Origin of the sequence: Mycobacterium haemophilum DSM 44634, assembly GCF_000340435.2 — a bacterium.
Taxonomy (GTDB): domain Bacteria; phylum Actinomycetota; class Actinomycetes; order Mycobacteriales; family Mycobacteriaceae; genus Mycobacterium; species Mycobacterium haemophilum.
On the sequence record NZ_CP011883.2, the window covers coordinates 3,207,364 to 3,230,669 of the forward strand.

Annotated in this window: 23 protein-coding genes, 1 pseudogene and 1 riboswitch; of the genes and pseudogenes, 12 read left to right on the plus strand and 12 right to left on the minus strand. The window is 64.1% G+C overall.

The features are described 5' to 3' along the window. Window positions 1-184: 184 nt before the first annotated feature. Window positions 185-400 (minus strand): DUF5302 domain-containing protein, encoded by a 216-nt coding sequence (locus tag B586_RS20345; protein WP_082129422.1) that lies wholly within the window; start codon window positions 398-400, stop codon window positions 185-187. Between the two features lie 16 nt (window positions 401-416). Beyond that, on the minus strand, window positions 417-860 hold the full coding sequence (locus tag B586_RS14950) for a PPOX class F420-dependent oxidoreductase (protein ID WP_047316531.1): 444 nt from the start codon (window positions 858-860) through the stop codon (window positions 417-419). 79 nt (window positions 861-939) lie between these two features. On the opposite strand from B586_RS14950, the gene B586_RS14955 reads away from it, so the two are divergent. Continuing rightward, the gene (locus B586_RS14955; RefSeq protein ID WP_047316543.1) at window positions 940-1,476 is read left to right on the plus strand and encodes a DUF1697 domain-containing protein; all 537 of its coding nucleotides are present in this window, start codon (window positions 940-942) and stop codon (window positions 1,474-1,476) included. A 130-nt stretch (window positions 1,477-1,606) separates the two neighbouring features. Here the strand turns inward: B586_RS14955 and B586_RS14960 are convergent, their stop codons facing one another. Beyond that, complete coding sequence (locus B586_RS14960) at window positions 1,607-1,972, minus strand: GntR family transcriptional regulator (RefSeq protein ID WP_047316530.1); 366 nt, start codon at window positions 1,970-1,972, stop codon at window positions 1,607-1,609. A 37-nt stretch (window positions 1,973-2,009) separates the two neighbouring features. Between B586_RS14960 and B586_RS14965 the strand changes: the two genes are divergently transcribed. Further along, window positions 2,010-2,723, plus strand: a complete 714-nt coding sequence (locus B586_RS14965) for an NAD-dependent deacylase (RefSeq protein ID WP_047316529.1) — start codon at window positions 2,010-2,012, stop codon at window positions 2,721-2,723. 193 nt (window positions 2,724-2,916) lie between these two features. On the opposite strand, the gene B586_RS14970 is transcribed toward B586_RS14965, so the two are convergent. Both B586_RS14970 and B586_RS14975 read right to left on the minus strand, forming a co-directional pair. After that, a complete protein-coding gene (locus B586_RS14970; protein ID WP_054879548.1) occupies window positions 2,917-3,576 on the minus strand; it encodes a methyltransferase domain-containing protein in 660 nt (219 codons plus the stop codon). 156 nt (window positions 3,577-3,732) lie between these two features. Further along, a complete protein-coding gene (locus B586_RS14975; protein WP_054879547.1) occupies window positions 3,733-6,081 on the minus strand; it encodes an MMPL family transporter in 2,349 nt (782 codons plus the stop codon). A 254-nt stretch (window positions 6,082-6,335) separates the two neighbouring features. On the opposite strand from B586_RS14975, the gene B586_RS21070 reads away from it, so the two are divergent. Continuing rightward, a complete protein-coding gene (locus tag B586_RS21070) occupies window positions 6,336-6,491 on the plus strand; it encodes a hypothetical protein (RefSeq protein WP_168162486.1) in 156 nt (51 codons plus the stop codon). 167 nt (window positions 6,492-6,658) lie between these two features. On the opposite strand, the gene B586_RS14980 is transcribed toward B586_RS21070, so the two are convergent. From B586_RS14980 to B586_RS14990, 3 genes are all read right to left on the minus strand, one after another. After that, entirely contained in the window at window positions 6,659-7,420 is a 762-nt protein-coding gene (locus B586_RS14980) for a 3-hydroxyacyl-CoA dehydrogenase (RefSeq protein WP_054879546.1), read from the minus strand. A gap of 11 nt (window positions 7,421-7,431) precedes the next feature. Continuing rightward, window positions 7,432-8,520: a CaiB/BaiF CoA transferase family protein gene (locus B586_RS14985; protein WP_054879545.1), complete on the minus strand. Its 1,089-nt coding sequence runs from the start codon at window positions 8,518-8,520 to the stop codon at window positions 7,432-7,434. A 122-nt stretch (window positions 8,521-8,642) separates the two neighbouring features. Then, entirely contained in the window at window positions 8,643-9,365 is a 723-nt protein-coding gene (locus tag B586_RS14990; protein ID WP_054879544.1) for a CPBP family intramembrane glutamic endopeptidase, read from the minus strand. Window positions 9,366-9,398: 33 nt separating this feature from the next. Between B586_RS14990 and B586_RS21460 the strand changes: the two genes are divergently transcribed. From B586_RS21460 to B586_RS22820, 6 genes are all read left to right on the plus strand, one after another. After that, window positions 9,399-9,617, plus strand: a complete 219-nt coding sequence (locus B586_RS21460; RefSeq protein WP_168162549.1) for a hypothetical protein — start codon at window positions 9,399-9,401, stop codon at window positions 9,615-9,617. Between the two features lie 313 nt (window positions 9,618-9,930). After that, a complete protein-coding gene (locus B586_RS15000) occupies window positions 9,931-10,998 on the plus strand; it encodes a type III polyketide synthase (protein ID WP_054879542.1) in 1,068 nt (355 codons plus the stop codon). A 4-nt stretch (window positions 10,999-11,002) separates the two neighbouring features. Further along, window positions 11,003-11,503, plus strand: a complete 501-nt coding sequence (locus B586_RS15005) for an isoprenylcysteine carboxyl methyltransferase family protein (RefSeq protein WP_054879541.1) — start codon at window positions 11,003-11,005, stop codon at window positions 11,501-11,503. Then, window positions 11,500-12,519, plus strand: a complete 1,020-nt coding sequence (locus B586_RS15010) for an NAD(P)/FAD-dependent oxidoreductase (protein WP_047316520.1) — start codon at window positions 11,500-11,502, stop codon at window positions 12,517-12,519. Before B586_RS15005 ends, B586_RS15010 begins: the two co-directional genes overlap by 4 nt. Before the next feature lie 262 nt (window positions 12,520-12,781). After that, the gene (locus B586_RS15015; RefSeq protein ID WP_054879540.1) at window positions 12,782-13,045 is read left to right on the plus strand and encodes a PPE domain-containing protein; all 264 of its coding nucleotides are present in this window, start codon (window positions 12,782-12,784) and stop codon (window positions 13,043-13,045) included. Then, entirely contained in the window at window positions 13,032-13,202 is a 171-nt protein-coding gene (locus B586_RS22820; protein WP_168162550.1) for a PPE domain-containing protein, read from the plus strand. The genes B586_RS15015 and B586_RS22820 overlap by 14 nt, the downstream gene beginning before the upstream one ends. Before the next feature lie 61 nt (window positions 13,203-13,263). Here B586_RS22820 and B586_RS15020 read toward each other — a convergent pair whose 3' ends face one another. Together B586_RS15020 and B586_RS15025 are read right to left on the minus strand one after the other, a co-directional pair. Further along, window positions 13,264-14,652 (minus strand): HNH endonuclease signature motif containing protein, encoded by a 1,389-nt coding sequence (locus B586_RS15020; RefSeq protein WP_054879539.1) that lies wholly within the window; start codon window positions 14,650-14,652, stop codon window positions 13,264-13,266. Between the two features lie 108 nt (window positions 14,653-14,760). Next, a pseudogene (locus B586_RS15025) lies at window positions 14,761-15,195 on the minus strand (cytochrome P450); the annotation flags it as partial. Window positions 15,196-15,273: 78 nt separating this feature from the next. Here B586_RS15025 and B586_RS20360 point away from each other — a divergent pair. Both B586_RS20360 and metE read left to right on the plus strand, forming a co-directional pair. After that, window positions 15,274-15,759 (plus strand): PPE family protein, encoded by a 486-nt coding sequence (locus tag B586_RS20360; protein ID WP_236971295.1) that lies wholly within the window; start codon window positions 15,274-15,276, stop codon window positions 15,757-15,759. Between the two features lie 855 nt (window positions 15,760-16,614). Beyond that, window positions 16,615-16,853: riboswitch (cobalamin riboswitch) on the plus strand. 145 nt (window positions 16,854-16,998) lie between these two features. Beyond that, entirely contained in the window at window positions 16,999-19,269 is a 2,271-nt protein-coding gene (gene metE / locus B586_RS15035) for a 5-methyltetrahydropteroyltriglutamate--homocysteine S-methyltransferase (RefSeq protein WP_054879536.1), read from the plus strand. Here the strand turns inward: metE and B586_RS15040 are convergent. Further along, window positions 19,266-21,020, minus strand: coding sequence for a DUF3556 domain-containing protein (locus tag B586_RS15040; protein ID WP_054879535.1), 1,755 nt, complete (start codon window positions 21,018-21,020; stop codon window positions 19,266-19,268). The genes metE and B586_RS15040 overlap by 4 nt on opposite strands. A 357-nt stretch (window positions 21,021-21,377) precedes the next feature. Between B586_RS15040 and B586_RS15045 the strand changes: the two genes are divergently transcribed. Continuing rightward, the gene (locus B586_RS15045; protein WP_054879534.1) at window positions 21,378-22,751 is read left to right on the plus strand and encodes a flavin monoamine oxidase family protein; all 1,374 of its coding nucleotides are present in this window, start codon (window positions 21,378-21,380) and stop codon (window positions 22,749-22,751) included. Here the strand turns inward: B586_RS15045 and B586_RS15050 are convergent. After that, entirely contained in the window at window positions 22,735-23,244 is a 510-nt protein-coding gene (locus B586_RS15050) for a DoxX family protein (RefSeq protein ID WP_054879533.1), read from the minus strand. The two genes, B586_RS15045 and B586_RS15050, sit on opposite strands and share 17 nt — an antisense overlap. Between the last annotated feature and the right edge of the window lie 62 nt (window positions 23,245-23,306).

A 23,306-nucleotide genomic window follows, 5' to 3' on the forward strand; every position in this document is an offset into this window, starting at 1 on the left:
TTTAGAGCCGTAGGCACAGCACCCCGGAATCGGGGGCGGACGACATCCCTAATTCGAGATGGCTCAGCAAGTTAGACGAATTCGGCGTTGTGGCCCCACTTTTCGCCGACTCAGCTAGCACGCCAGCCGACAACCGGACGAAATGCGTCGTCCGCCAATAACTATGATCAGACGCTGCGACGGGTTAGCCGCTCTTGCGCCGGAATTCCCGACGGTTCTCCACCGGACCATGAGCCCGCGACCGCTTGCCGCCGCCGTCCTTGTGATCGGATCCGCTTGACGATTTCGTCATCTTACGGTCGAGGGCTTCACGGAACTTGCGCTTGGTGTCGTCGTCTGACCCGGAAGACCCCGAAGACTCAGAAGACTTTGTATCTTGCGGAGAGTTCGATTCAGCCATACGAGCAGACTAACCGCTACCGCATTCCTGGGGGCAGACCGTATATGTGCGAGATCGGCAGCGTCAGCAACACCCGCCGATCGGTCACCATCGCCTGCCGGTATTCGTCCCAGTCCGGATGTTCACCGGCGATGTTGCGATATAAGGCAATCAACGCCTCGACGGTGTCATCATCGGGTGCGGCAGCGGGCGGGGTCAGCGCCGCCGTGCCCTCCGCGACGGCATAGGACCATCCGTCGTCGGCGTCGACCAGGATCGAAGCCCGTGGGTCCCGACGCAGGTTACGCGTCTTGGCCCGCGGCTCGGTGATCGAGACCCGAACCGCCACGTCACGCGGGTCGAAGTGATACTGCACGTTCGACAGCTGGGGACGCCCGTCGCGTTTGATGGTGGCCAGCACCCCGATGGAGTTCCCACTGATCACGGCCAGCAGCTTGTCGTCGAAGACTTGGCGTCCCATGCCGAAAGCCTACGTCGCACACACAGCAGGACGGCCCCGAATCGCGTCGCTCCCCGGCGGCCTGATGAAATTGCAGATCATGGCCCAGTTCGCGGCATTCCTTCGCGGTGTCAACGTCGGCGGCGTCAATCTGAAAATGGCCGAGGTGGCCACCGCGCTGACGACCGCCGGATTTGCCCAGGTGCGCACCATCCTGGCCAGCGGCAACGTGCTGCTGCAGTCGTCTCTCGGTGTTGCCGCGGTGCGAAAGAAGGCCGAAGCCGCGTTGCGCCAGCAGTTCGGTTACCAAGCCTGGGTGTTGGTCTACGACATCGATACCGTGCGGACCATTTTCGAGGCTTACCCTTTCGAGCGCGAGGTCGACGGGTATCAGTCCTACGTCACGTTCGTCGCCGACGAAGCGGCGCTCCATGAGTTAGCCGCACTCGCCGACAACAATACGAGCCCGGACCAGAAAATTAGCCGCGGTGACGGCGTCATCTACTGGCAGGTCCCCAAGGGCAGCACCCTGGACAGCACCATCGGCAAGACGATGGGCAACCCGCGTTACAAGTCGTCGACCACGACTCGTAATCTGCGCACGCTAGCTAAAGTGTTGCAGGCCAGGCCGGGCTAGGTACCCGTTGAATCACAGTCGACCTGCTACCGACTGCTGATGAAACCCACAGTCCGAGCAGTCGCTCGTTCGAGCTGATTCCCCAGTGCGCCAAGAGATTTCCCGGCAGCTAACCGATCTGACACGGATCTCAGTCATCGGGCACGTTGGTGAGATAGCGGATGGCGTCGGACTTGGCCAGTCCCAGAGCTCGGGCCACTTCGATATATTCGCGGGCAGCAGCCGCCATCGCAGCGTCGGTCGGATCGAAGCGGGAAATGAACGTGCCGAAACGCCCCCGAGTTTCAACGATCGCCGCCGACTCCAGCTCACGGTAGGCACGGGCCACGGTGTTGGCCGCGACGCCGAGCTGACCGGCCAGGTCACGCACCGTCGGCAGGCGGGTGCCGGGCGGCAATGCACCAGCCCGGACTCCGTCGATCACCTGGTTTCTGAGCTGGTCGAATAACGGTTTGCCCGCCTTCACGTCGACCCGCAACCAGTCCCGCAGCTCCACTCACCCAGTATCGCCCACACCCGGCTATCTTTGTGGCATGCGAGTGGCGGTGCTGAGCGGCGCGGGGATCTCCGCGGAGAGCGGCGTGCCGACATTCCGCGACGACAAGAATGGATTGTGGGCACGCTTCGACCCTTACGAGCTGTCCAGCACACAAGGCTGGCAGCGCAACCCCGAACGGGTCTGGGGGTGGTATTTGTGGCGGCACTACCTCGTGGCCAACGTCGAACCCAATGACGGGCACCGCGCTATCGCCGCCTGGCAGGAGCAGATCGAGGTCAGCGTTATCACGCAAAACGTGGACGATTTGCACGAGCGCGCCGGCAGCACGCCGGTGCACCACCTGCACGGCAGCCTTTTCGAATTCCGTTGTGCGCGATGCAGTGTGGCCTACACCGGTGCGCTGCCCGAGATGCCCGAACCCGCACTGGAGGTGGACCCGCCGGTCTGTCACTGCGGCGGTCTGGTCCGGCCCGACATCGTGTGGTTCGGTGAGCCGTTACCCGATGAGCCGTGGCGACGCGCGGTGGAGGCAGCCGAAACCGCCGACGTCATGGTGGTGGTGGGGACATCGGCGATCGTCTTCCCGGCGGCCGGGCTACCCGAGCTGGCGCTGTCGCGTGGCGCGGTCGTGATCGAAGTCAATCCCGAGCCCACACCGCTTACCAAGAACGCCACGATCAGCATTCGCGAAACAGCGAGTCAGGCACTGCCAGGGCTGCTGCAGCGGCTGCCCGCCCTGTTGAAGTAGGCGGCTCGGCGACCGCGCTAGGGCTGGATTGTCCGGCTCCTTGCTCGCGCCGTTGCGGCGCTCGCCGTCGCCGACTCTAGGGCTGGATTGTCCGGCTCCTTGCTCGCGCCGTTGCGGCGCTCGCCGTCGCCGACTCTAGGGCTGGATTGTCCGGCTCCTTGCTCGCGCCGTTGCGGCGCTCGCCGTCGCCGGACTAAGGCCTATGCGCCCGGCCCAGCACTAACTCCGACACCGGCAGGGGCACCCAGACCGGCAACGTCCACTCCCGCCGCGAAGTGTCCACCTCGAACCCGGCGTTAACGATCGAGCGCTCGGTGTCGCGATGGGTGTGACAGTTCCCCAGCAGCCTCGGCCAGAACGTCGCGTCGGCAAACCGTTGCAACCGGCCCCAGGCGCCGGGGCTGGCCACATGTTCGAGATAGCGCAGCTGCCCGCCCGGCCGAAGCAACAAACGCAGCCGGTGCAGCACCCCGTCGGGGTCGCGAACCGAGCAGAGCACGAGCGAGCACACCACCGCGTCAAACGGCTGCTTGCCGCTGAATTCCTCCACCATCGTGCCGATCACGACAACCCGAACCGGCGCACCAGCGGCCGCAGCGCGGGCGCGGGCGGCCAGGCGCGGCTCGGGCTCGAGGGCGATGACCTGTTCGACGGCCGCCGGGTAGAAAGCAAAGTTTGTGCCTATACCCGCACCGACTTCTAGCACCCGGCCTGACAAGCCAATCAGGTTCTCCCGGCGAAGGACCCGTACCGCGGTGGCTTCGTGGGCCGCGGCGATAGGCCAGACGCGGGCGAAGAAGGGGTTGTCGACCTTTGCCGACGAAGCCGACGAAGCCGCCGCAGCCGACGTCATGCCCGCGACTCTTCCGGCGGGCGATGCGCCGAGGCACACATGTGCTTGAACGCCGAGCTATCCAGGGCGATATCGACGTTGTTTCCCGACCGCCAGCGCAGCCGATCCCCCGACCCGCGGGGGGCACGGGCGCGGGGCAGGCCCTCCATCGACGCGCTAACCAATGTGTGTCACCGACTCTCGGATCGGACGCTCGTTGTGCTGCACCGACACCTTGGCCGGCTGCACGGATGGGAACGGAGGTTCTGCTGGTCCCTCGCTGATACCGAACCGATCATGCAACCACGCCAGGGGCCTGGGCGCCCACCAATTCCACCGGCCCATCACATGCATGAACGCCGGAACCAGAACCATCCGCACCAGGGTGGCGTCCGCGGCCACGGCCAATGTCAGGCCGAGACCGAACATCCGCATGAACGACACGTGGGCGGCGATCAGCGCAGCGAACGACATCGACATCACCAATGCAGCCGCGGTGATCACCCGGCCGGTACGGGCCACGCCTAGCGCCACACTCTCGTCGTTAGCGGCGTGGGCCTGGGCTGCGCTGGGTCGCCCCGGTCGAGCGGCCCCCGAAGCCAGCCAGTACTCACGAATCCGAGCCACTAAGAACACCTCGTAATCCATGGATAACCCAAACGCGATGCAGAACAACAGCACCGGCATGTTGGCCACCAGCGTCCCGCTCGGGGTTGTTCCCAGCGCGCCGAGATGGCCGTCCTGGAAGATCCACACCAGCGCGCCAAACGCTGCGGTTAGCGACAGGACATTGCACATCAACGATTTCACCGGCAGCAGCACGCTGCCGGTGAGGCCGAACAGCAACACGAAGGTAATGGCGGCCATGAGCCCCAACACCAACGGAAGTCGGTTCGTCACCGCGTCGACGCTGTCGCGGTTGACCTGCGCGACACCGGCCATCTCAACGGACCGACCGGCCGGTCCGGCCACCGCGTGCAGCCGCTGGAGCTGAGTGTCGGAGGCTTGCGAAAACAGCGGCGCCGAGCTGTCCACAGTCAAGAATGCACTGCCGTGGGCCAACCCGGTGGCGGCCGCCGGTGGTCCCACCCGGTTTCCACCCACAAACGTCCCACCCGGGGCGCTTACCGCCGACACCTCCGCAACCCGCGACAAGGCGGCGGCATAGGTGTCGAGATCCGCTGGGTTCAGGCCGCGGGCATCGGGGACAACTACCGGCACCGCCGTCGCAGTATCGTGCGCGAAACCGGTGCGCAATCGGTCACCGACTTGATGCGACGACGCCGAACGCGGCAGCACCCGGTCGTCTGGGAAACCCCAATTCACGCCAGTGAACGGGAATCCGAGCAGCGCCAGCAGCGCGATTACAGCCAGACCGATCGGCACCCAGCGGCGCATCACGAATTTGCTCGACCGGTACCAAAACAGCTGCTCGACAGGCTTATGCACCGGATCGGGGCGGCGTAACACCCGACGCACCAAGCGGCGGACGTCGAGTGCGTCCAGCCGCGGGCCCAGCAGCACGATCGCGGCCGGGGTTAGCACGATGGACGACGTCGCGACGAAGGCCACGCTGGCCACACCGGCGTAGGCGAACGACTTCAGGAAGTACATCGGGAAGGCCACCGTCGCCGACATCGACAACGCCACGGTGACCGCGGAGAACAGCACGGTGCGACCGGACGTGACCATGGTCCGGATCAGTGCCTCATCGCGGTCACTGCCCTCGGCCAACTCGTCGCGATAGCGGCTGACAATCAACAGCGTGTAGTCGATGGCCAACGCCAGGCTCATCGCTGTGCTCAGGTTGAGCGCGAAGATCGACACTTCGGTCGTGAAGGTAACGAGCCGCAGCACCGACATGGAGCCGACGACGGCTAATGCACCGAGGGTCATCGGCAAAGCCGCCGCCAGCAGCCCACCGAATACCCAGACCAGCACCAGGAAGCTCAGTGGAATCGCGATCATCTCCATGACCAGCAGGTCGTCCTGATTCTGCTTGTTGATCTGCGCGTACTGCATCGCCGGGCCGCCAGCGCGTACCGTGACGCCGTCACGGTCGTGGACGAGTTCGTCGGACAGGGTTTGGGCGTTGTCCTGTGCGTGGGTTTCACCGCCTTTGAGGTTGACCACGATCAACCCCGACTTGCCGTCGATGCTGACCAGATCGTTTGGGGCCTCGGGTGCCTCGGAGCGAGGCCGAGTCCACGCCGACGTGACGTTGTATACCAATGACGACCGTTGTAACTGGTCAACGAGGTCGGTGCCCACCCTGCGGGCTTGTTCGCTGGTGGCACCCGCGGATGCGGTTACCACGATGAGCATCTGCTGACCGCTCTGCCCAAACTTGTCGGTCAACACCTGGATTGCGCGCGCCGACTCCGAGTTCGGCTCTTGGAAACCGCCGGGAGACAGGCTTTTAGCGACGGGGATGCCGAAGATCGCCGCAGCGATGAAGACGAAAACTCCAACTGCCATGATTCGTCGCGGTGCTGCAATGGCCAGTCGAGCGATCCTCTGCAGCATGGCCGCGTCCTTCCACCGCCGGCGCCGGTCACGCTAGCCCCGGCACCTGTTCGCGGTAACTTATCAACGATAAGTTACAGGCGTCTAACAACACCTGCCCTAGGCACGGATGCGGATGCTGGGATGGTTCACTGCGCTGCCGATCTCGGCACCGTTGCTGCCGGCGGGCAGGCGAAGCGCCCAACGCCGGGCGCCAACCTACCCGCTGGTAAGAATTGCCACCATTTTCCGAATCGTGACTCAACATTTCCTTAATGGCGACCCATAGGCTCAGTGCCATGTGGATCGACGACTCAAGTGCGGACGTCATCAAGGCTGACTTTGAGGCCCTCTACCACGGCGACATGCTGGTGGAAGGCGAGACCTCAGAACAGTTCGAAGACTGGCAACCGCTGCCTACGGCAAGCTGACCGCGGCTTATGAGCGTGCTCGCACGGCTACTCATGGCCGAACCCGCTATCACTCGATGGTTCCGTCGCTAAATTCGTTTCTGGTATCCCAAGTCAGCCCCTCGCAACGCGAGGGGCTTTCTTTGTTCTCTGGGTTATCCGGGTTATCGGGTCGGAATCCGGATGGCTCAACGTGGCGCCATGCGGATGGCGCCGTCCAGACGGATGACCTCTCCGTTAAGCATCGGGTTTTCGACGATGTGCACGGCCAGTGCCCCATACTCATCCGGGTTGCCTAGCCGCGCCGGATGCGGCACCTGCTTACCCAACGACGCCTTGGCCTCCTCAGGCAAGGACGCCAGCAACGGCGTGTTGAACAGGCCGGGCGCGATTGTGACCACCCGGATGCGGTGGCTAGCCAGGTCCCGTGCGATCGGCAGCGTCATGCCCACCACGCCCCCTTTGGACGCGGAGTAGGCAGCTTGGCCGATCTGACCGTCGAAGGCCGCCACCGAAGCGGTATTAATAATGACGCCACGTTCCTCTCCATCTGGGCCGATGGGTTCGGTCTTGGCGATCCGCTCGGCACCTAGCCGCAGCACGTTGAAGGTGCCGACCAGGTTGATGTCGATGATCTTGCGGAAGGCAGCTAGCGGGAACACGCCGTCGCGGCTCAGCACCCGGATAGCGTTGCCGGTGCCGGCGCAATTGACCACGATGCGCAGCGGGCCCAACGTCTCCGCCGTGTCCAGCGCGCTCGATACGGCGGCCTCGTCGGTGACATCGGCCGGCGCGAAATGCGCACGACCGCCGAGCTCGCGAACTATCTCGTCGCCTTTGATGTCCAGCACCACGACCTGCGCCCCGGCATCCAGCAGCCGCTTGGTGGTCGCCAGGCCCAGACCTGATGCACCGCCAGTGACTGCTGCGACGGCGTCTCTGATCTCCATGCGAACCTTCCCTAATCGTCCCAACTATTGAGTACCGCTTCGATGTCGGCTACCGGCGCGCCCGGGGGGCAGGGCCGGTCCGGCGCGGTGCGGGAGAACCGCGGTGCGGGCATCGGCTGCAGACCGCCGTTCACCTCATAGAAGGTGCACCGCTCGGTGATATGCGCCTCGGTGCGCACCTCGCCGAACGCCAACACCGGCGTCACACAAGCGTCAGAACCAGCGAACACCTTGGTCCAATGATCGCGGTCGTGACTAGCGAACGCCGCGGTCAAGCGTGCCCGCACTTCGGGCCAGCGGGTGCGGTCGTTTTGCGGCGGCAGCTCGGCGGCGTCCAGACCCAGCCCGGCCAGCATGGCCGCGTAGAACTGCGGCTCGATGGCGCCGACGGCGACATAGCGGCCATCAGCGCACTCGTAGGTGTCGTAGTAGGGCGCGCCACCGTCGAGCATGTTGCTGCCGCGCGTGTCGGACCACATGCCCGACGCACGCATCGCCCACATCATCTGCACCAGCACGCTGGAGCCGTCGACCATCGCGGCGTCAACGACCTGACCTTTGCCGGAGGTCTGCCGCTCCCACAACGCCGCCAGAATACCGACCAGCAAAAACATCGAGCCGCCGCCGAAGTCACCCACCAAGTTCAGTGGAGGAACCGGTCGCTCGCCCGCCCGGCCGATGGCGTGCAGGACGCCGTTCAAAGAGATGTAGTTGATGTCATGACCTGCCTGCTGGCTGCGGGGTCCGGTTTGGCCCCAGCCAGTCATTCGGGCGTAGACCAGCCGGTCGTTAACCTCGGCGCAGTGCTCGGGGCCGAGGCCAAGTCGTTCGGTGACGCCGGGACGGTAGCCCTCGATCAACACGTCGGCTCTGGCGACGAGTTTGAGCACCAGCTCGCGTCCCGCGTCGGATTTGAGGTCGGCGATCACCACGCGCCGGTTACGCAGCATCGCGTCCTGAACGACTCCCCCGGCACCAGACGACGGGCGATCGACGCGCACCACGTCGGCGCCGAGGTCCCCCAAGATCATCGCGGCGTGCGGGCCCGGCCCGATGCCGGCCAGCTCAACAACACGCACCCCGTGCAGCGGTCCCGCCATGATTGACCGACCTCTCGTCAACCCGGACGCCGTCGGCCCACGCCGAAGCGAACAATCCGGTCCTTGACATCTTCGCCATCTTCGCAGCCACCGTTGACCGCTCTGCACCGGCCTCCCAAGGATTAGACGGCGAACAACGGGGGAAGCGTGAGAACCATGATCAGGCCCCACACGACGTGGGTCAGGATCGATGCCAGCACCCCACCGGTCGCTCGGCGCTCCAACGCGCATACGGTCCCGAGAACGATCGCCGCACCGGTGAGCATCAGGTTCCCACCGGCCATGATCGCGGCGGCGTACAGGACGGTCGAAATCGGCACCGGCCGGTGGCGGCCCAGCGCGGTATAGAGCGCGCCGCGGAAAAACAGCTCCTCGGCGACAGCGTTGACCACGGTGATCAGCACGATCAGCAAAAACGATCCGTGGTCGGCGAACTGCAGCACGCGGGTGATCAAGCCCGAAACACCCGGAGCTTGCTTGCCGACCAGCCCGCCCAGCAGGAAAATGCCGCCGAGCAGTAGACCGATGGTCGTCCCCGTGATGACCGGACGCTGGTTGCGGCCGCGCCAGCAGATGCCGCCGAGATGCAGCGGCCCCGAGACGACCGCACCGGTGATCCACACAACCGCGAGGATCAATGTCAGCCAATAGAAGCTCGACTCACCCGGTGCGCGTCGCAGCGACAACCCCAACACCGCCGCGCCAACCACTAATGTAACGCCGACGACGATGCGTCGTCGGCGTACGACTGAGGGTGGTTCATGGTGTGGCACAGCGATATTGGTGATCGCGCGACGCAGCTCAGCGCGCATGTCGGTCCGGGAGGAAGTGCTGGGCTGATTCATGCAGGATGTACTTTCGGAATCAAGGTGATCAGGATGACGAGGCCGGTACGCAGCGCACCGGTGATCGGGCCGGAGACGATGTTCACCAGCCCCACTGCGAGCCGCCGAATGCGCAGCGCGTTCGGCGAGGCGGTCAAGATCGGACAGCGCGTCGTTATTGGACACCAATCCACCCAGGTAGATGACCCGTGGTGTCTGCTGCAAGGGAAGACGGCGCCCGCGCCAACGCCGGATCAGACGCGTCAGAAATGACCGGTGCGACACGGTTGGACCAGTCGAAATGCTTGAGAAGACCCGGGTTTCGGGTGGCTGCCAGCACCTGGCGGCGGCTCGCAAACAGCGCCGCGACCAGGCGCGAACTCACATTGCCGGTAGCACCGGTCAGCAGAATCCGCACAGCATCCAACCTAATCGGAAGATCCGCAGTCGAATAGAGCAAATCGCTGGGGCGTGTCGGCTCAGTGCGTTGAGGCGCGGTGGGCGGTGGCCAACACGCCAACCGTTTGAACCCTTCCAGCGGTACCAACGTGACTTCCTGTATAAATCAGACCACAGGGGGGGTTCAATGCGCCTAGCTTTGAAAACACCAACAGCCGTCGCAGATCCGTCGATTGCGGGTGTTGCCGTGAAATTCCCACCAAACCGGTACACGCAGGACGAAGCCATCAGTGCACTGACCGAGTTCGCCGGTCCGGAATTTCGCCGCTTTGCTCTCAGCAGCGGGGTCGAGTTTCGAAACACCGCGCTGCCGCTGTCGCGGTACGGCCAGCTGAGCAGCTTTACCGAGGCGAACGATGCCTTCCTCGAAATCGCCCTCGATCTGGCCGAACAGGCGCTGCTCGCGGCGCTTGACCAGGCCAAGGTCCGGCCGTCGGAGATCGATATCGTCTTTTCGACAACGGTTACCGGGCTTACTGTTCCGTCGTTGGAAGGGCGGCTAGCCACGCGGGTCGGACTGCGCCAAGATGTCAAACGTGTGCCCCTGTTTGGTTTGGGCTGTGTCGCTGGCGCAGCCGGGCTGGCGCGTGTCCATGACTACCTGCGCGGCTTCCCCGACCAGGTGGCCGCCTTGCTAGCGGTCGAGCTGTGCTCGCTGACCGTTCAGCGCGACGACCATTCGATGGCCAATCTCGTCGCCTCCAGCCTTTTTGGTGACGGCGCCGGCGTCGTCGTCGCTGCCGGAGCCGACCGGGCACCGAACGGACCAAAGCTGCTGGCTACCCGCAGCCGGACCTACCCGGACACCGAAGACGTGTTGGGCTGGGACATCGGCAGCAACGGGTTTCAGATCGTCCTGTCCGTCGAGGTCTCGACCATCGTCGAGAAATACCTGGGCGACGACGTCCGCAGCTTCCTTGCCGACCACGGGCTGACCACAGCGGACGTCTCAACGTGGCTGTTGCACGCCGCCGGCCCCAAGGTGATCGACGCGGTCGAAGATGTGCTGGATCTGCCGGCAGATGCCCTCGACCGCACCAGGAACTCATTGCGTGACAACGGAAACCTGTCGTCGGTCTCGGTACTTGACATCCTCAACAGCACCGTGGCCGACCCACCGCCGCCGGGTTCGATCGGGCTGATGATCGCCATGGGCCCGGGCTTCTCCGCCGAACTGGTCCTGCTCCGCTGGTAACGCTATGTATTACTTGCTGATCCTGGCGGTAGGTGTCGAACGGCTGGTCGAACTGATCGTGGCCAAGCGAAACGCGCGATGGGCCTTTGCCAACGGCGGCAAGGAGTTTGGACACTCGCACTATCCGGTGATGGTCGGCCTGCACACTGCCCTGCTGCTCGGTTGCATCGTCGAACCGTGGGCCCTGCACCGGCCGTTCATCGGCTGGCTGGGCTGGCCAATGCTCGGAGTCGCAGGGCTCAGCCAGGTGCTGCGCTGGTGGTGCATCACGACGCTGGGCCGACGGTGGAACACTCGGGTGATCGTGTTACCGGATGCTCCGTTGGTACGACTCGGGCCCTACCGATGGCTGCACCATCCGAACTATGTTGCAGTGGTGGCCGAGGGTTTGGCGTTGCCGCTAATGCACACCGCGTGGCTGACGGCGCTCGGTTTCACCCTGGCTAACGCGTTGTTGTTGAGCGTGCGAATTCGGGTGGAGAACTCCGCGTTGGGCTACACATGACGACCACCTATGACACCGACCTGCTGATCGTTGGCGGCGGCCCCGGAGGCCTCGCCACCGCGTTACACGCTCGCAGCCAAGGGCTTTCGGTGATCGTGGCCGAGCCGCGTGAGGATCCCATCGACAAGGCCTGCGGCGAGGGGCTGATGCCCGGCGGCCTGGCCGAACTGACGTCGCTCGGCGTCGAACCGGCCGGCATCCCGCTGCACGGGATCGCCTATTTGAGCGACCATCGCCGGGTGCAGGCACGGTTTCACACCGGGCCGGGGCGGGGTGTGCGGCGCACTACGTTGCACGCCGCGCTGGCAGCACGCGCCAAAGAGCAAGATACGGAATGGATCCGAGCGCGAGTAACCGCTGTCCAGCAAGACGCGCATGGTGTGACGGCCGCGGGTGTCCGCGCCAAATGGTTGGTGGCGGCCGACGGACTACATTCCACGGTACGACGTGCCGTCGGAATCAGCGCAACACCCGGAACGCCGCGGCGCTACGGCGTGCGCTGGCATTACCGGGTACCGGCGTGGTCGGAATTCGTCGAAGTGCATTGGTCCCGTTGGGGTGAGGCGTACGTGACGCCGGTCGAGCCGGACCTCGTCGGCGTCGCGATCTTGTCCCGCAGCAAACCGGAGCTTGCCTGGTTCCCATGGCTGGCAAGCCATCTGCGCAATGCCAGCCGCGGGCCGGCACGCGGCAGCGGCCCGATGCGACAGGTTGTCTCGCGTCGCGTCGCCGGACGGGTCCTGTTGGTGGGCGACGCGGCCGGATATGAGGACGCCCTGACAGGTGAGGGCGTCAGCCTCGCCGTTAAGCAAGCCGGTGCCGCGGTCCACGCCATCGTCGATGATGCACCGTCGTCGTATGAGGCTGCGTGGCATCGGGTTACCCGCGATTACCGGTTGCTTACCCGCGCGTTAGTGGTAGCCACCACACCACGCGCGACGCGCCGTGCCCTAGTCCCAGCATGTGCGTTACTGCCCGGCGTGTTTGGCCAGGCGGTGAACATCCTGGGGCACTGAGGTGCCCAGCGAGAAGCGCGATGCGCGTTTGCGCAACGCCCCCGCGGTGGCCTTGGGCCTGCGCAGCAGGCGATCCAGATTCGCGGTGTCACGGACCCGAGCGTCGAGGAGATTGTCACCCCGGTAATTTATGACTAGCTTGCCGGCTCCATATCGAACGCCACAGATAAGTTTTCAATCGCCGAGGTTACCAACGCCGCACAGATATAGCTGCAGACGACACCAGCACGGCAGATATCGGTACCAACCGATAAGGAACACGATGCTGGCCGCCGCCCGCAACTGGTCTCAATTGGCGAGTGACCTGGGTGCAGCAACGGAGAATATCGGTGCAGTGCTCGAGGCGCTGACGGAGGTGTGGCAGGGCCCGGCGGCGATACGGATGGCCGAGGCCGCCCTGTCGTATCGGGCTTGGCTGGTGGAGGTCTCAAATCTTGCCGAGGCGACAGCCAAGCTGACCAGGCGCACGCGCGTGCCTATCAGACGGCACATTTTCTATAGTGCCCTCAGCGGTGATCGCCGATAACGTTGCCAAAAGAGCGTGGCTGATCCAGACGAACCTACTCGGAAACAACGCTCCAACGATCGCGGCCTTGGATGCCAAATATATGCGGTACTGGGCCCAGAATGCCCGGGCGATGAACGTCTATGCAGGTGAAGCATTGGATGAATGTCGCTGCTGACCCCGTTTGCGGAGGCGCCGCAGATCACTAACGAGCCCGGGTTGGCACAGGGGGGCCACGCCTAGTCGCCTTCGTCGTCGTCCCTATCGTCGTCTCCGGTGCGGAGGAGTTTTTCGGGGTGCCAGAAGGTGTTGGTGCGGGGTTGGCCGTGGTCGAGGTGTGGGGGCGGGATCCACTCGGTGTCGCCGTGGGTGTTTTTGCGGGTGGTCCAGCCGCCGGGTTGCAGGAGGCGGTGTTGGGGGCCGCAGCCGAAGGTGAGGTTGTTGATGTCGGTACTGCGGCATTGAGCGTAATCGGTGACATGATGCACTTCGCAGTAGTACCCAGGCACCGTGCAGCCGGGCGCGGAGCAGCCACGTTCCTTGGCGTACAACACGATTCGCTGCCCGGGAGAGGCGAGCCGTTTGGTGTGGTAGAGCGCCAGCGCCTTGCCTTTGTCGAAAATCGCCAGATAGTGCCGGGCATGCCGCGCTAGGCGGATCACATCACTCATCGGCAGAATGCTGCCACCGCCGGTGAGGCCCGTGCCGGCGGTGGCCTCGAGCTCGGCCAGGGTGGTGGACACGATGATGGAGGCCGGTAGCCCATTGTGCTGACCCAGCTTTCCCGACGCCAGCAGGGCGCGCAACGCGGCAGTGAGGGCGTCATAGTTGCGTTGGGCGGGGCTGCGGGTATCCCGCTCGATCGCGTCTTGGCTGGGTGCGCCGTCCACACATGCGGTGTCATCGGTGGGGTTACACATGCCGGGCGCGGCCAGTTTGGCCAGCACAGCCTCCAGCGTGGCGCGGGCCTCGGGGGTCAGCCAGCCGTGCAGCGCCGTCATGCCGTCGGTCTGCTGGTTGCCTAAGGTTACGCCGCGCCGCCGGCCGCGGTCGGTGTCGCTGTAGGTGCCGTCGGGATTGAGGCAGTCGGCGAGCCGATCGGCCAGCCCGGCCAATTGTTCGGGCCGAAACTGGGAGCCCAGTTTCGCAAGATGCGCTTCGGCGTGTTCGCGGGTTGCCGTATCGACCCAGCCGGGCAACCCGTGGCAGAACTTCCGAATCACCGCCACCTGACCGGCGCCGAGCTTCCCGGCGCGTTGTGCTGCGGCGGTCGCGGCCAAGACGGGTGGCAACGGTTCACCGGTCAAGCCCCGACGCGGCCCCAGATCGGCGGCCTCCCGGATACGCTTGGCGGCCTCGGCGCGGCTGATCAGCGTCCACTCAGCAATCGCATGCGAAAGCGTGCCGCCCAACTCTTCGGGGGTCGCTTGGCGGGCAAGCTGATTGATCATCGGGTGTTCGACGGCAGGTATCCTGCGGCGCACCCGCTCACAGCGCTCCAACAACACCAACCACTCCCGGGCGCACAGCGCATCAAAATCCAGCGCGGCCACACCATCAACCGCAGCATCCAACGCATCAAAGGCCGCCGTGATCGCCTCCCGATCCACGACCGCGCCACAACCCATGCCCCCGAAACTATCGGAGGCCACCGACAGAATCCCCGCCCGTGACCACTGATACCGAAGTGACACAAGTGATTTCATTCTGTGTCCGATGGACACGTCGGTGAGCGTTCAGCCGATCGAGGTAAATCCCATGTGCAGCTCGGTGAGCCCGCACAGCTGCCAGGTCGCGTCATAGTTGCCGCGACGGGCGTCCGGTGGGCCGTGCATCACCTCGAGAATGGCGATGTCTGACATCCGATCGAGGATGCGGTAAAGCGAAATTCGCCCCTCTGCTCGAGCCAGCGGCGCACCGGGGCAGGAACGGTTGCCCCGCCCAAACGCTACATGTTCGCGAACGTTGGCGCGGTCAACGCGAAACTCGTTGGGTTGCTGAAATTTACGCGCATCCCGGTTGCTCGCGCCGGGCAGCAGCAGCATCACCGTGCTTCCGGGCGGAATCTGCACGTCACCGATCGACGTCGAGGTGCGTGCCATGCGGAAGTGGCACTTGACCGGGCTTTCGGTCCGCAGTATCTCCTCAGCAAAGCCCGGTGTTCGGCCGCGTCCTCTCGGAACAGCAGGTTCAGCGCCACCCGCATCTCTCCGTCACAATGTGGAACGGCCGGAGTACCAACTCGATGTGTGCCGCCTACACTGTGTGAAACTGGATGTTCGCTGAGATTGAGTCGGTTAATCGAGCCGTTCGAGCAAGCTCTCCATAGTCTGGAAGAGCAGTGGTCAGGCACGTCAGCGATACGGATGACCGAGGTGGCCGTGAAGTTTCGCGATTGGCTGGATACCCTCATCCGCCAGATCCTTGCGACTCACGAACAGATCGAGTGCCTCGTGGACGCCTTTTCGTGTGCGCGTGAGATGACGGTGCATCCGGAAAGGATGTACCGCAACCGTACGGCGAAGGTGCAGCAGATATTGACGAACGTGGCCGGGCAAAACGCTGCGGACATCGCCGACCTTGAGGACCAATACAGCAAGTACTGCGCCAAGAACCAAGAAGCGATGATGACTTATGCCGCTCAGGTGTCCGATGAGTTGTCGAAGCTGCCTTCGTGGGAGCCGCCGCCGATCGCCAGCGCGGCCGGGTTGTTCAAGGACGCCGCCACGGTCTAGTGGTCCAGCAACAATGCCATGCTCAACCAAGCCGACCAAGCGAGGAGCAACACGACACCAGCGACCAGGACAGCGTTGGCGCGTCTACGGCGCCTATCTTGGGCACGAGGCCGGGACCGACCAGCCCCGTGAATTGGTCCGTGCGAGCTGCACCCGTATCGTAGGTCGAATGTGCGTCGGCAAATTGGTCGACGACTGCGGTCCGGTGAGGCAGTCGCTGACGTTGCCCTTAAGACGGAGATCGCCTTAGCTTCGACGTTTCATGTCATTGGGTTTTGACTGCGGGTAATGCACGGAAGTTCCTGTCCTGCAGGGGATTCTTGGACTGCTGAAATCTCAAGATCTGCGCGTTGGAAGACACTCTGTCTGTCGGTCGGTCGCCAGGCTGCGTCCAGCGCTGTCGAGAGCGGTGCCATGGTGGTCAAGGCGGGCTCGCCATGACCCTGGCAAGATGCTGCTCGATGTGGTGTATCGCGGTCGCCCTCGGTGGTGACTGTTTGCCCGATGCGGCCACAGTCCGTGCGCAGCGCGACTGCACCACAACACGACAGCACCGGCGATCATCGCCAACACGCCTAACAACAACGACGAGATCGCCGAATCACTCAGCGCCGTAATCGAACTCGACAACGCAGACCCTGCCAATAACATGCAGCGCCAGTAAACCCTTGCTTCGGCCGAAGCATTGTTGTATCGCCCGAAGCGCCGTTCTTCCCGTACCCGTAAGCCAAGGCGGCCGCGAATGCCCATCTACGCGCCAGCGAACTAAAGTGGACCATAGCTGCGGCACTAGACGGTGACTCGACCATCTGTCGAACCATCGATTTCGCACGCCAAGCGCGCAGGGTAGCCTGGATGATGCAGCTGGTCTGCTGTCGCCGCACCACGCGGCGCCAGCATCGAGTGATGTTAGCGAAGCATCGCGAGAGGGAACCCGGTGAGAATCCGGGACTGTCCCGCAGCGGTATGCAGGAACGACCGCCGTCTAGAAGCACTGGTCTTAGGAAATCCGAGACTGGGAAGCGACGGCCTTTAGGAGCACCTACCGGTGCGCGCCTGCGAGTCCGAAGACCTGCCGGCTGTGTCGGGCGCGCCGCGTCCGACGGCTCACCGCCTCGTGGAATGGGCGTTTGGCCGGAGCCGTTAGCGGTAGTACCTCTAAATAGATTAGGTGCTGCCGCATCGGATCGGCTGTGCGTCCGCTGGCGGTGACCACCCTGCTAATTAAAGGACGAACTCGTGACCGCTCAACCATTCACCGCAACAGTTACTGGCTCCCCACGCATCGGTCCGCGCCGCGAACTCAAACGAGCGACCGAGGGCTATTGGGCCCGACGTATCAGCAGATCAGAACTAGAGTCCATTGCCGCGTCGTTGCGCCGCGACATGTGGTCGGACTTGGCCGCCGCCGGCCTGGACTCGGTACCGGTGAACACCTTCTCCTACTACGACCAGATGCTCGACACCGCGGTCATGCTGGGCGCGCTGCCGGCCCGGGCAACAAAAGTCCCCGACGACCTGGATCGGTACTTCGCGCTCGCGCGCGGCAACGACGACATCGAGCCGCTGGAGATGACGAAGTGGTTCGACACCAACTACCACTACCTGGTTCCCGAGATCGAGCCCGCGACCACGTTCACACTGAACCCGGACAAGGTGCTTTCTGAGCTGAAAGAAGCACTTGCGCAAGGGATTCCGGCCCGCCCGGTCGTTATCGGGCCGGTCACCTTTCTGTTGCTGAGCAAGGGCATCAATGGCGGGGGCGCACCGGTCGAGCGGCTGCAGGAGCTGGTGGGAATCTACTCCGAGCTGCTGTCGCTACTCGCCGAGAATGGCGCGCAATGGGTGCAATTCGATGAGCCGGCGCTGGTGGCTGATCTGTCCCCCGATGCGCCGGCCTTGGCGGAGGCGGTGTACAACGCGCTCGGCTCAGTGAGCAACCGACCCGCCATCTACGTAGCCACTTACTTCGGTGATCCCGGTGCTTCCTTGGCGGGGCTGGCCCGCACACCCATCGAGGCGATTGGCATCGACCTGGTCGCCGGTGCGCAGACCGCGGTGGCCGCCGTGCCCGAGCTGTCTACCAAGACTCTGGTCGCCGGCATCGTCGACGGACGCAATATCTGGCGCACCGACCTGGAATCTGCGTTGGGCAAGCTGGCGACCCTGCTGGGTTCGGCAGCCACCGTTACTGTTTCGACGTCGTGCTCCACGCTGCACGTGCCGTATTCGCTGGAACTAGAAACCGACCTGGACGACAACTTGCGCAGCTGGCTGGCGTTCGGTGCGGAAAAGGTGGCCGAAGTCGTCGTGCTGGCACGCGCACTTCGCGACGGGCGCGACGCGGTCGCCGATGAAATCGCGGCGTCCAATGCCGCCGTTGCCTCGCGGCGCAGCGATCCGCGGCTGCACAACGGGCAGGTCCGTGCGCGTATCGACTCGATCGTCTCGTCCGGTGCGCACCGCGGCGAGGCCGCGCAGCGCCGCGCCAGCCAGGACGCGCGCCTACACCTGCCGCCGCTGCCGACCACGACGATCGGCTCCTACCCGCAGACATCGACGATCCGCAAGGCGCGCGCGGCGCTGCGGGCCGCTGAGATCGACGAGGCCGAGTACATCAGCAGGATGAAAAAAGAAGTCGCCGAAGTCATTAAGCTGCAGGAGCAACTCGGGCTCGATGTACTGGTCCATGGCGAGCCGGAGCGCAACGACATGGTGCAGTACTTCGCCGAGCAGCTGGAGGGCTTCGTCGCCACACAGCACGGCTGGGTGCAGTCCTACGGCAGCCGTTGCGTACGTCCGCCGATCCTCTACGGCGACGTGTCCCGGCCCCACCCGATGACAATCGAGTGGATCACCTACGCACAGTCCCTGACCGACAAACCGGTGAAGGGCATGTTGACCGGACCGGTCACGATCTTGGCCTGGTCGTTCGTTCGCGACGACCAGCCGCTGGCCGACACCGCGAACCAAGTGGCACTGGCGATTCGCGATGAGACCGTGGATCTACAGTCCGCCGGGATCGCGATCATCCAGGTCGACGAGCCCGCCCTACGTGAGCTGCTGCCACTGCGCCGCGCTGATCAAGACCAGTACTTACGTTGGGCGGTAAGGGCTTTCCGCCTAGCGACCTCGGGGGTTGCCGACTCGACGCAGATCCACACTCATCTGTGCTACTCAGAGTTCGGCGAGGTGATTGGAGCTATCGCCGACCTGGACGCCGACGTCACATCCATCGAGGCGGCGCGCTCACACATGGAGGTATTGGACGACCTGAACGCGGTCGGCTTCGCCAACAGCGTAGGCCCGGGCGTCTATGACATCCACTCGCCGCGGGTACCAAGCACCGACGAGATGGCCAAGTCGCTGCACGCAGCATTGAAAGCTATACCGATGCAACGACTTTGGGTTAACCCTGACTGCGGGCTGAAGACCCGATCGGTCGAAGAGGTGGGCGCGTCGCTGCAGAACATGGTTGCGGCAGCGCACCAGGTGCGGGCCGGGGCCTAAGTCACCTCGGACTCGTCGGCTGGCTCGGACAGCACCTGGACCGGCACATCGTCGGCCCAGGGCTGCCGAGTCACCATGTCGGCCACCCTGACCACACCGCGCTCGAATTCGCCTGTCGCCGCGTCCACCAGCCGGTACGCCTGGGTTTGTTTGTGGATCGGCTGCGCGTCGAGTAGCACGATACGCACCTCGCCGGGTGCGAAGTGGCAGCGCTGCTGCATCGCGGTGATCAGTTGCTCGTTGTGCATGTGGCCGTCGCCAAAATTCCACCCGACGGCGGTACTGCAGATCCGTTCTCCGTCGGTGATGACATAGTCATCTTCGTTGTGGCCAGCCATCGCCCGATGCGCCAGGGTGAACAGCGCCCTGCCGTGGGTGTTCATGGCGCGGAACGCATATCCGAGGTACATCGGAATTTGCGCCCGCTCCTTGCCGTAAAAGCGCTCCAGCTGAGCCTGCGGCATGCTCGCGATCGCCACGATGCCCCTCTTGATCTTCTCGTCGGCCGAGGGTTTAACGCACCACAGCGTGGTGTCCCAGTTGCCGGCGTAATAGCGCATGCCGGCCAGAAACGAGATCTTGCGCGGGAACACGTTACCCGCGACGACGATTCCCGCGACCAGAGCGATCAGAATCGCCACCGGCACCGGATTTCTCAGGTCACTCAGACCCAGCTGAGCATGGCCGACAAAGAGCGACAGCACACCGAAGATCATGAAGACATTCCACTCCAGCGGCACGCCCATCGGGATCGCCGTCAGGATCCCCAGGTGGAAGCACACCATTACCGTCGCGGCCACCACGGTTGGCCAGCCACCGTGAGCGAAAAACAGCACAATAGGCACACACATCTCGATGAACGTGCTGACGTAGGCGAAGATCCGTGACAATCGTCCGGGCCGCAGGTCGTCGGGAAACCTCTCGAAGAACATCCGTTTGACAAACCGCGGCCGCAGCAGCGGGTTGTTAGACATCATCGTCGAGATCACGAACGGGAAGTGCCGGTTGAGCTTTGACGTCGCTGCGCCCATCCAGATCACCAGGAACACCAGCTTGGCCGCGACGATCATGTCTGTGGCGTTCGAGCCGCCGAACAAGAAGGTCACCGTCAGCGTCGCGTAAATCTCGCCGCGGGCGGCCAGGAAGATCACTTTGTCGCGAAGCCCAAGCATCGCAAGGATTACCAGAATAAGCACGATCTCCCACACCGGCAGCACCCCCACGGTGGTGCCCAACTCTCGAATCGGGCCGGTGCCATCGGAAAACAACGCCCCCAACGTCATCGCCAACAGCGCCGCATACAGCACGACATCCACCGGCTTGCGCGCAGTGCCCTTCGTCAACGGGACGCGATCCGGCCACGGTGGCAGCCGGATGGTGCCGAACCGCATCCAGTAGAGGATCGAGCCCATCGGCGGAAAGAACCGGTTGTTGAGCGGCCCGAAGCCACAGCCCAGCCCGATCACCTCGAACAGCATCGTGTAGAGCACGACCTTCTGGAACACGATCGGCTCCGAATACCACGACAGGACACTGGCGAACCCATTGATGCCAGTGGTGGTCAGCACAATCAGCCAGGCCACCAGGATGTAGAGCAGGATTTTGACCACGTAGAACAAGTGCACTGCGACCGGCGTCCCAAAACCCACTTCGGCCCAGTGCCTGGCCATCGGGCGGATCTTTTCGCTGCGCGTGCCCTTGCTCCACTCGACCATGTCGACCTGCGGTAGGTCGGGTGTGAGAAATCCCATGGTGTTACACCCTAGAACCCGCGCTCGGGCTCGCCCCGGCGAATCCTTTGCCAGCCGGCCTGGAGGCGGAATACCGCGGAATTAAGCTGTGGTGTCGACCATCCTGGGCGCCGATTCGAAGGCGGATTGCGAGGCGGTGCGCCACCGTAGAGTGCCGGCCGAGATATGCCCGACACCTTCCCTAGGTTGGCGGCCGTGTCATGGTCGACGAGAAGTAGGGCAGCAGTTTGGCCTATTCGTGCACTGGCCAACCGGATTGAATCGCCGCAGAAATCCGCCGGAACCGGATTTGCGGGTCTTCGACCCGTGTAGTTTGCTGCTGGGACGCGGCACCACTGCAAACTACGGGAGCCAGTCATGGCGGAGTTCGACTATTGCGTCGTTGGAGCGGGATTCGCTGGTTTGACTGCCGCGCTGCGGCTCAAACAAGCGGGCCGTTCGGTGGCCTTGTTGGAGGCACGTGACCGGGTCGGTGGCCGCACCTTCACCGAAACTCGCCAGGACGGGGTTTGGATTGACCGTGGCGGCGCATGGATCGGGCCGGGCCAGGATCGGATTTACGCGCTGATGGAGGAGTTCGGCGTGCCGGAATACAAGCAGTACAGCGACGGCGAAGCGATGATGATCGTCGACGGCAAGAAGCACCGATACGGCGGCACCATCCCATGGACAATGAGCAAGTGGGCAGTCACCAACCTTGGTCTGGGTTTGCTCGCGGTGGAGAGGATGTGCAAATCTGTTCCGCGCGAAGCCCCGTGGGAGGCCAAGGAGGCCGCCGAATGGGACCGCATCAGCCTGGCGGAATGGCTCGATAGGAGCACGTTGTCCAAGCCGGCCCGGCAGATGCTGGACATGGCACTAGCCGGCCCGTACACGTCGGCGGCGTCGGAGGTGTCTTTGCTGTGGATGCTGCTGCAGATGGGGTCGGCCGGCGGTCCCAACTTTGTCATTTCCGGTGAGGGCGGCGCTCAGGATGCTCGGCCGGTGGGCGGGATGGGCGCCATTTATCGACCGATAGCCGCCGAACTCGGTGATGCGCTGCAGGTGTCGCAGCCGGTCCGGCACATCGAACAGGACCGCGACGGCGTCACGGTGCGCGCCGATGAGTTGACAGTGCGGGCGCGCCGAGTCATCGTGGCGATTCCACTGGCAATCGCCACCTCGATCGGCTACGAGCCGACGCTGCCGCTGGATCGAGCTTTGCTGCATCAGCGCATGCCAAGCGGCGCCGTCTTTAAGATCTCGGTCTGCTATGACGAGCCGTTCTGGCGTGCCGATGGGTTGTGCGGCCAGTCCGCCTCGCCGGGATCGCCGGCCACCTTGACCATCGACGCGTGCACGGACACCGCCGTGCCGGGGATCATGTGCGTCATCACCGAGGGACCCGCCGCGCGTCGGCTAGCGAAACTCGACCATGCCGACCGCAAAGCGGTGATCGTCGGCGAACTGGTCGATCGGTTCGGCACCAAGGCGAGCCTGCCCATCGAGTACCACGAGCAGAACTGGTCTACCGAACGCTATTCCGGTGGCGGGATGATCAGCCACGCCCCACCCGGGGTGCTGACCGAATTCGGCTACACGCTGCGTGAGCCGTGCGGTCGCATCCATTGGGCCGGAACGGAAAGCTCGGCCATCATGTGCGGATGGGTCGATGGAGCCGTTCGCTCCGGAGAGCGCGCCGCGGCCGAAGTGCTAGCACACGAGGCGCCGCCGGCTACTGGGTTTGTTTGACCGGCGGCCGGTAGAAGATCAGCAACTGGCCAAGCGCCCCGGCGAGACCCAGCAGCGCCGAGATCAGCAACCCATTCCAACCCTCGAACCAATTCTTGCCAAAGATCAGCCAATCTAGGCTGAACCGCCCGGCACCCAACGTGGCAACCACGACCGCGCTGGTCGCCAGCACCAGGTTGTACTCCCAGCCTTCCTTGACGATGAAAAAGCCGTTGGGTCGGTGCACCGTCCAGGCAGCAACCAACATCAGCGAGACGAAGCCCGCCGCCGGGATCGGTGTCAGCAAGCCAGCGGCCAAACCCAGCCCGGCGGACATCTCGGTCGTCGCGGCCACGACAGCGTGAAACCTCCCCGGCTTCATGCCGATGCTCTCGAACCACCGCGCCGTTCCCGGTATCCGACCGCCGCCGAAAAACTTGTTGTAGCCATGCGCGGCGAGTGTCAACCCCAGCACCAGCCGCAGGATCAATAACCCAACGTCATAGGGAGTCATAGAGTCAAACCTAGACCTGCGGACGGGTTTGCCGACCGTCAACCTGGCGACCCGTCACTAGC

Bases quoted from the DNA above. Each gene is read 5' to 3' on its own strand.
- B586_RS14975 (WP_054879547.1), bottom strand. From the start codon at position 6,081: ATGCTGCAGAGGATCGCTCGACTGGCCATTGCAGCACCGCGACGAATC.
- B586_RS15040 (WP_054879535.1), bottom strand. From the start codon at position 21,020: ATGGGATTTCTCACACCCGACCTACCGCAGGTCGACATGGTCGAGTGG.
- B586_RS21070 (WP_168162486.1), top strand. From the start codon at position 6,336: ATGGCGACCCATAGGCTCAGTGCCATGTGGATCGACGACTCAAGTGCG.
- B586_RS14990 (WP_054879544.1), bottom strand. From the start codon at position 9,365: ATGAATCAGCCCAGCACTTCCTCCCGGACCGACATGCGCGCTGAGCTG.
- B586_RS21460 (WP_168162549.1), top strand. From the start codon at position 9,399: ATGACGAGGCCGGTACGCAGCGCACCGGTGATCGGGCCGGAGACGATG.
- B586_RS20345 (WP_082129422.1), bottom strand. From the start codon at position 400: ATGGCTGAATCGAACTCTCCGCAAGATACAAAGTCTTCTGAGTCTTCG.
- B586_RS15045 (WP_054879534.1), top strand. From the start codon at position 21,378: ATGGCGGAGTTCGACTATTGCGTCGTTGGAGCGGGATTCGCTGGTTTG.
- B586_RS14980 (WP_054879546.1), bottom strand. From the start codon at position 7,420: ATGGAGATCAGAGACGCCGTCGCAGCAGTCACTGGCGGTGCATCAGGT.
- B586_RS14950 (WP_047316531.1), bottom strand. From the start codon at position 860: ATGGGACGCCAAGTCTTCGACGACAAGCTGCTGGCCGTGATCAGTGGG.
- B586_RS15015 (WP_054879540.1), top strand. From the start codon at position 12,782: ATGCTGGCCGCCGCCCGCAACTGGTCTCAATTGGCGAGTGACCTGGGT.
- B586_RS14970 (WP_054879548.1), bottom strand. From the start codon at position 3,576: ATGACGTCGGCTGCGGCGGCTTCGTCGGCTTCGTCGGCAAAGGTCGAC.
- B586_RS15000 (WP_054879542.1), top strand. From the start codon at position 9,931: ATGCGCCTAGCTTTGAAAACACCAACAGCCGTCGCAGATCCGTCGATT.
- B586_RS15050 (WP_054879533.1), bottom strand. From the start codon at position 23,244: ATGACTCCCTATGACGTTGGGTTATTGATCCTGCGGCTGGTGCTGGGG.
- B586_RS14955 (WP_047316543.1), top strand. From the start codon at position 940: ATGGCCCAGTTCGCGGCATTCCTTCGCGGTGTCAACGTCGGCGGCGTC.
- B586_RS14985 (WP_054879545.1), bottom strand. From the start codon at position 8,520: ATGGCGGGACCGCTGCACGGGGTGCGTGTTGTTGAGCTGGCCGGCATC.
- B586_RS15010 (WP_047316520.1), top strand. From the start codon at position 11,500: ATGACGACCACCTATGACACCGACCTGCTGATCGTTGGCGGCGGCCCC.
- B586_RS15020 (WP_054879539.1), bottom strand. From the start codon at position 14,652: ATGGGTTGTGGCGCGGTCGTGGATCGGGAGGCGATCACGGCGGCCTTT.
- B586_RS15005 (WP_054879541.1), top strand. From the start codon at position 11,003: ATGTATTACTTGCTGATCCTGGCGGTAGGTGTCGAACGGCTGGTCGAA.
- B586_RS14965 (WP_047316529.1), top strand. From the start codon at position 2,010: ATGCGAGTGGCGGTGCTGAGCGGCGCGGGGATCTCCGCGGAGAGCGGC.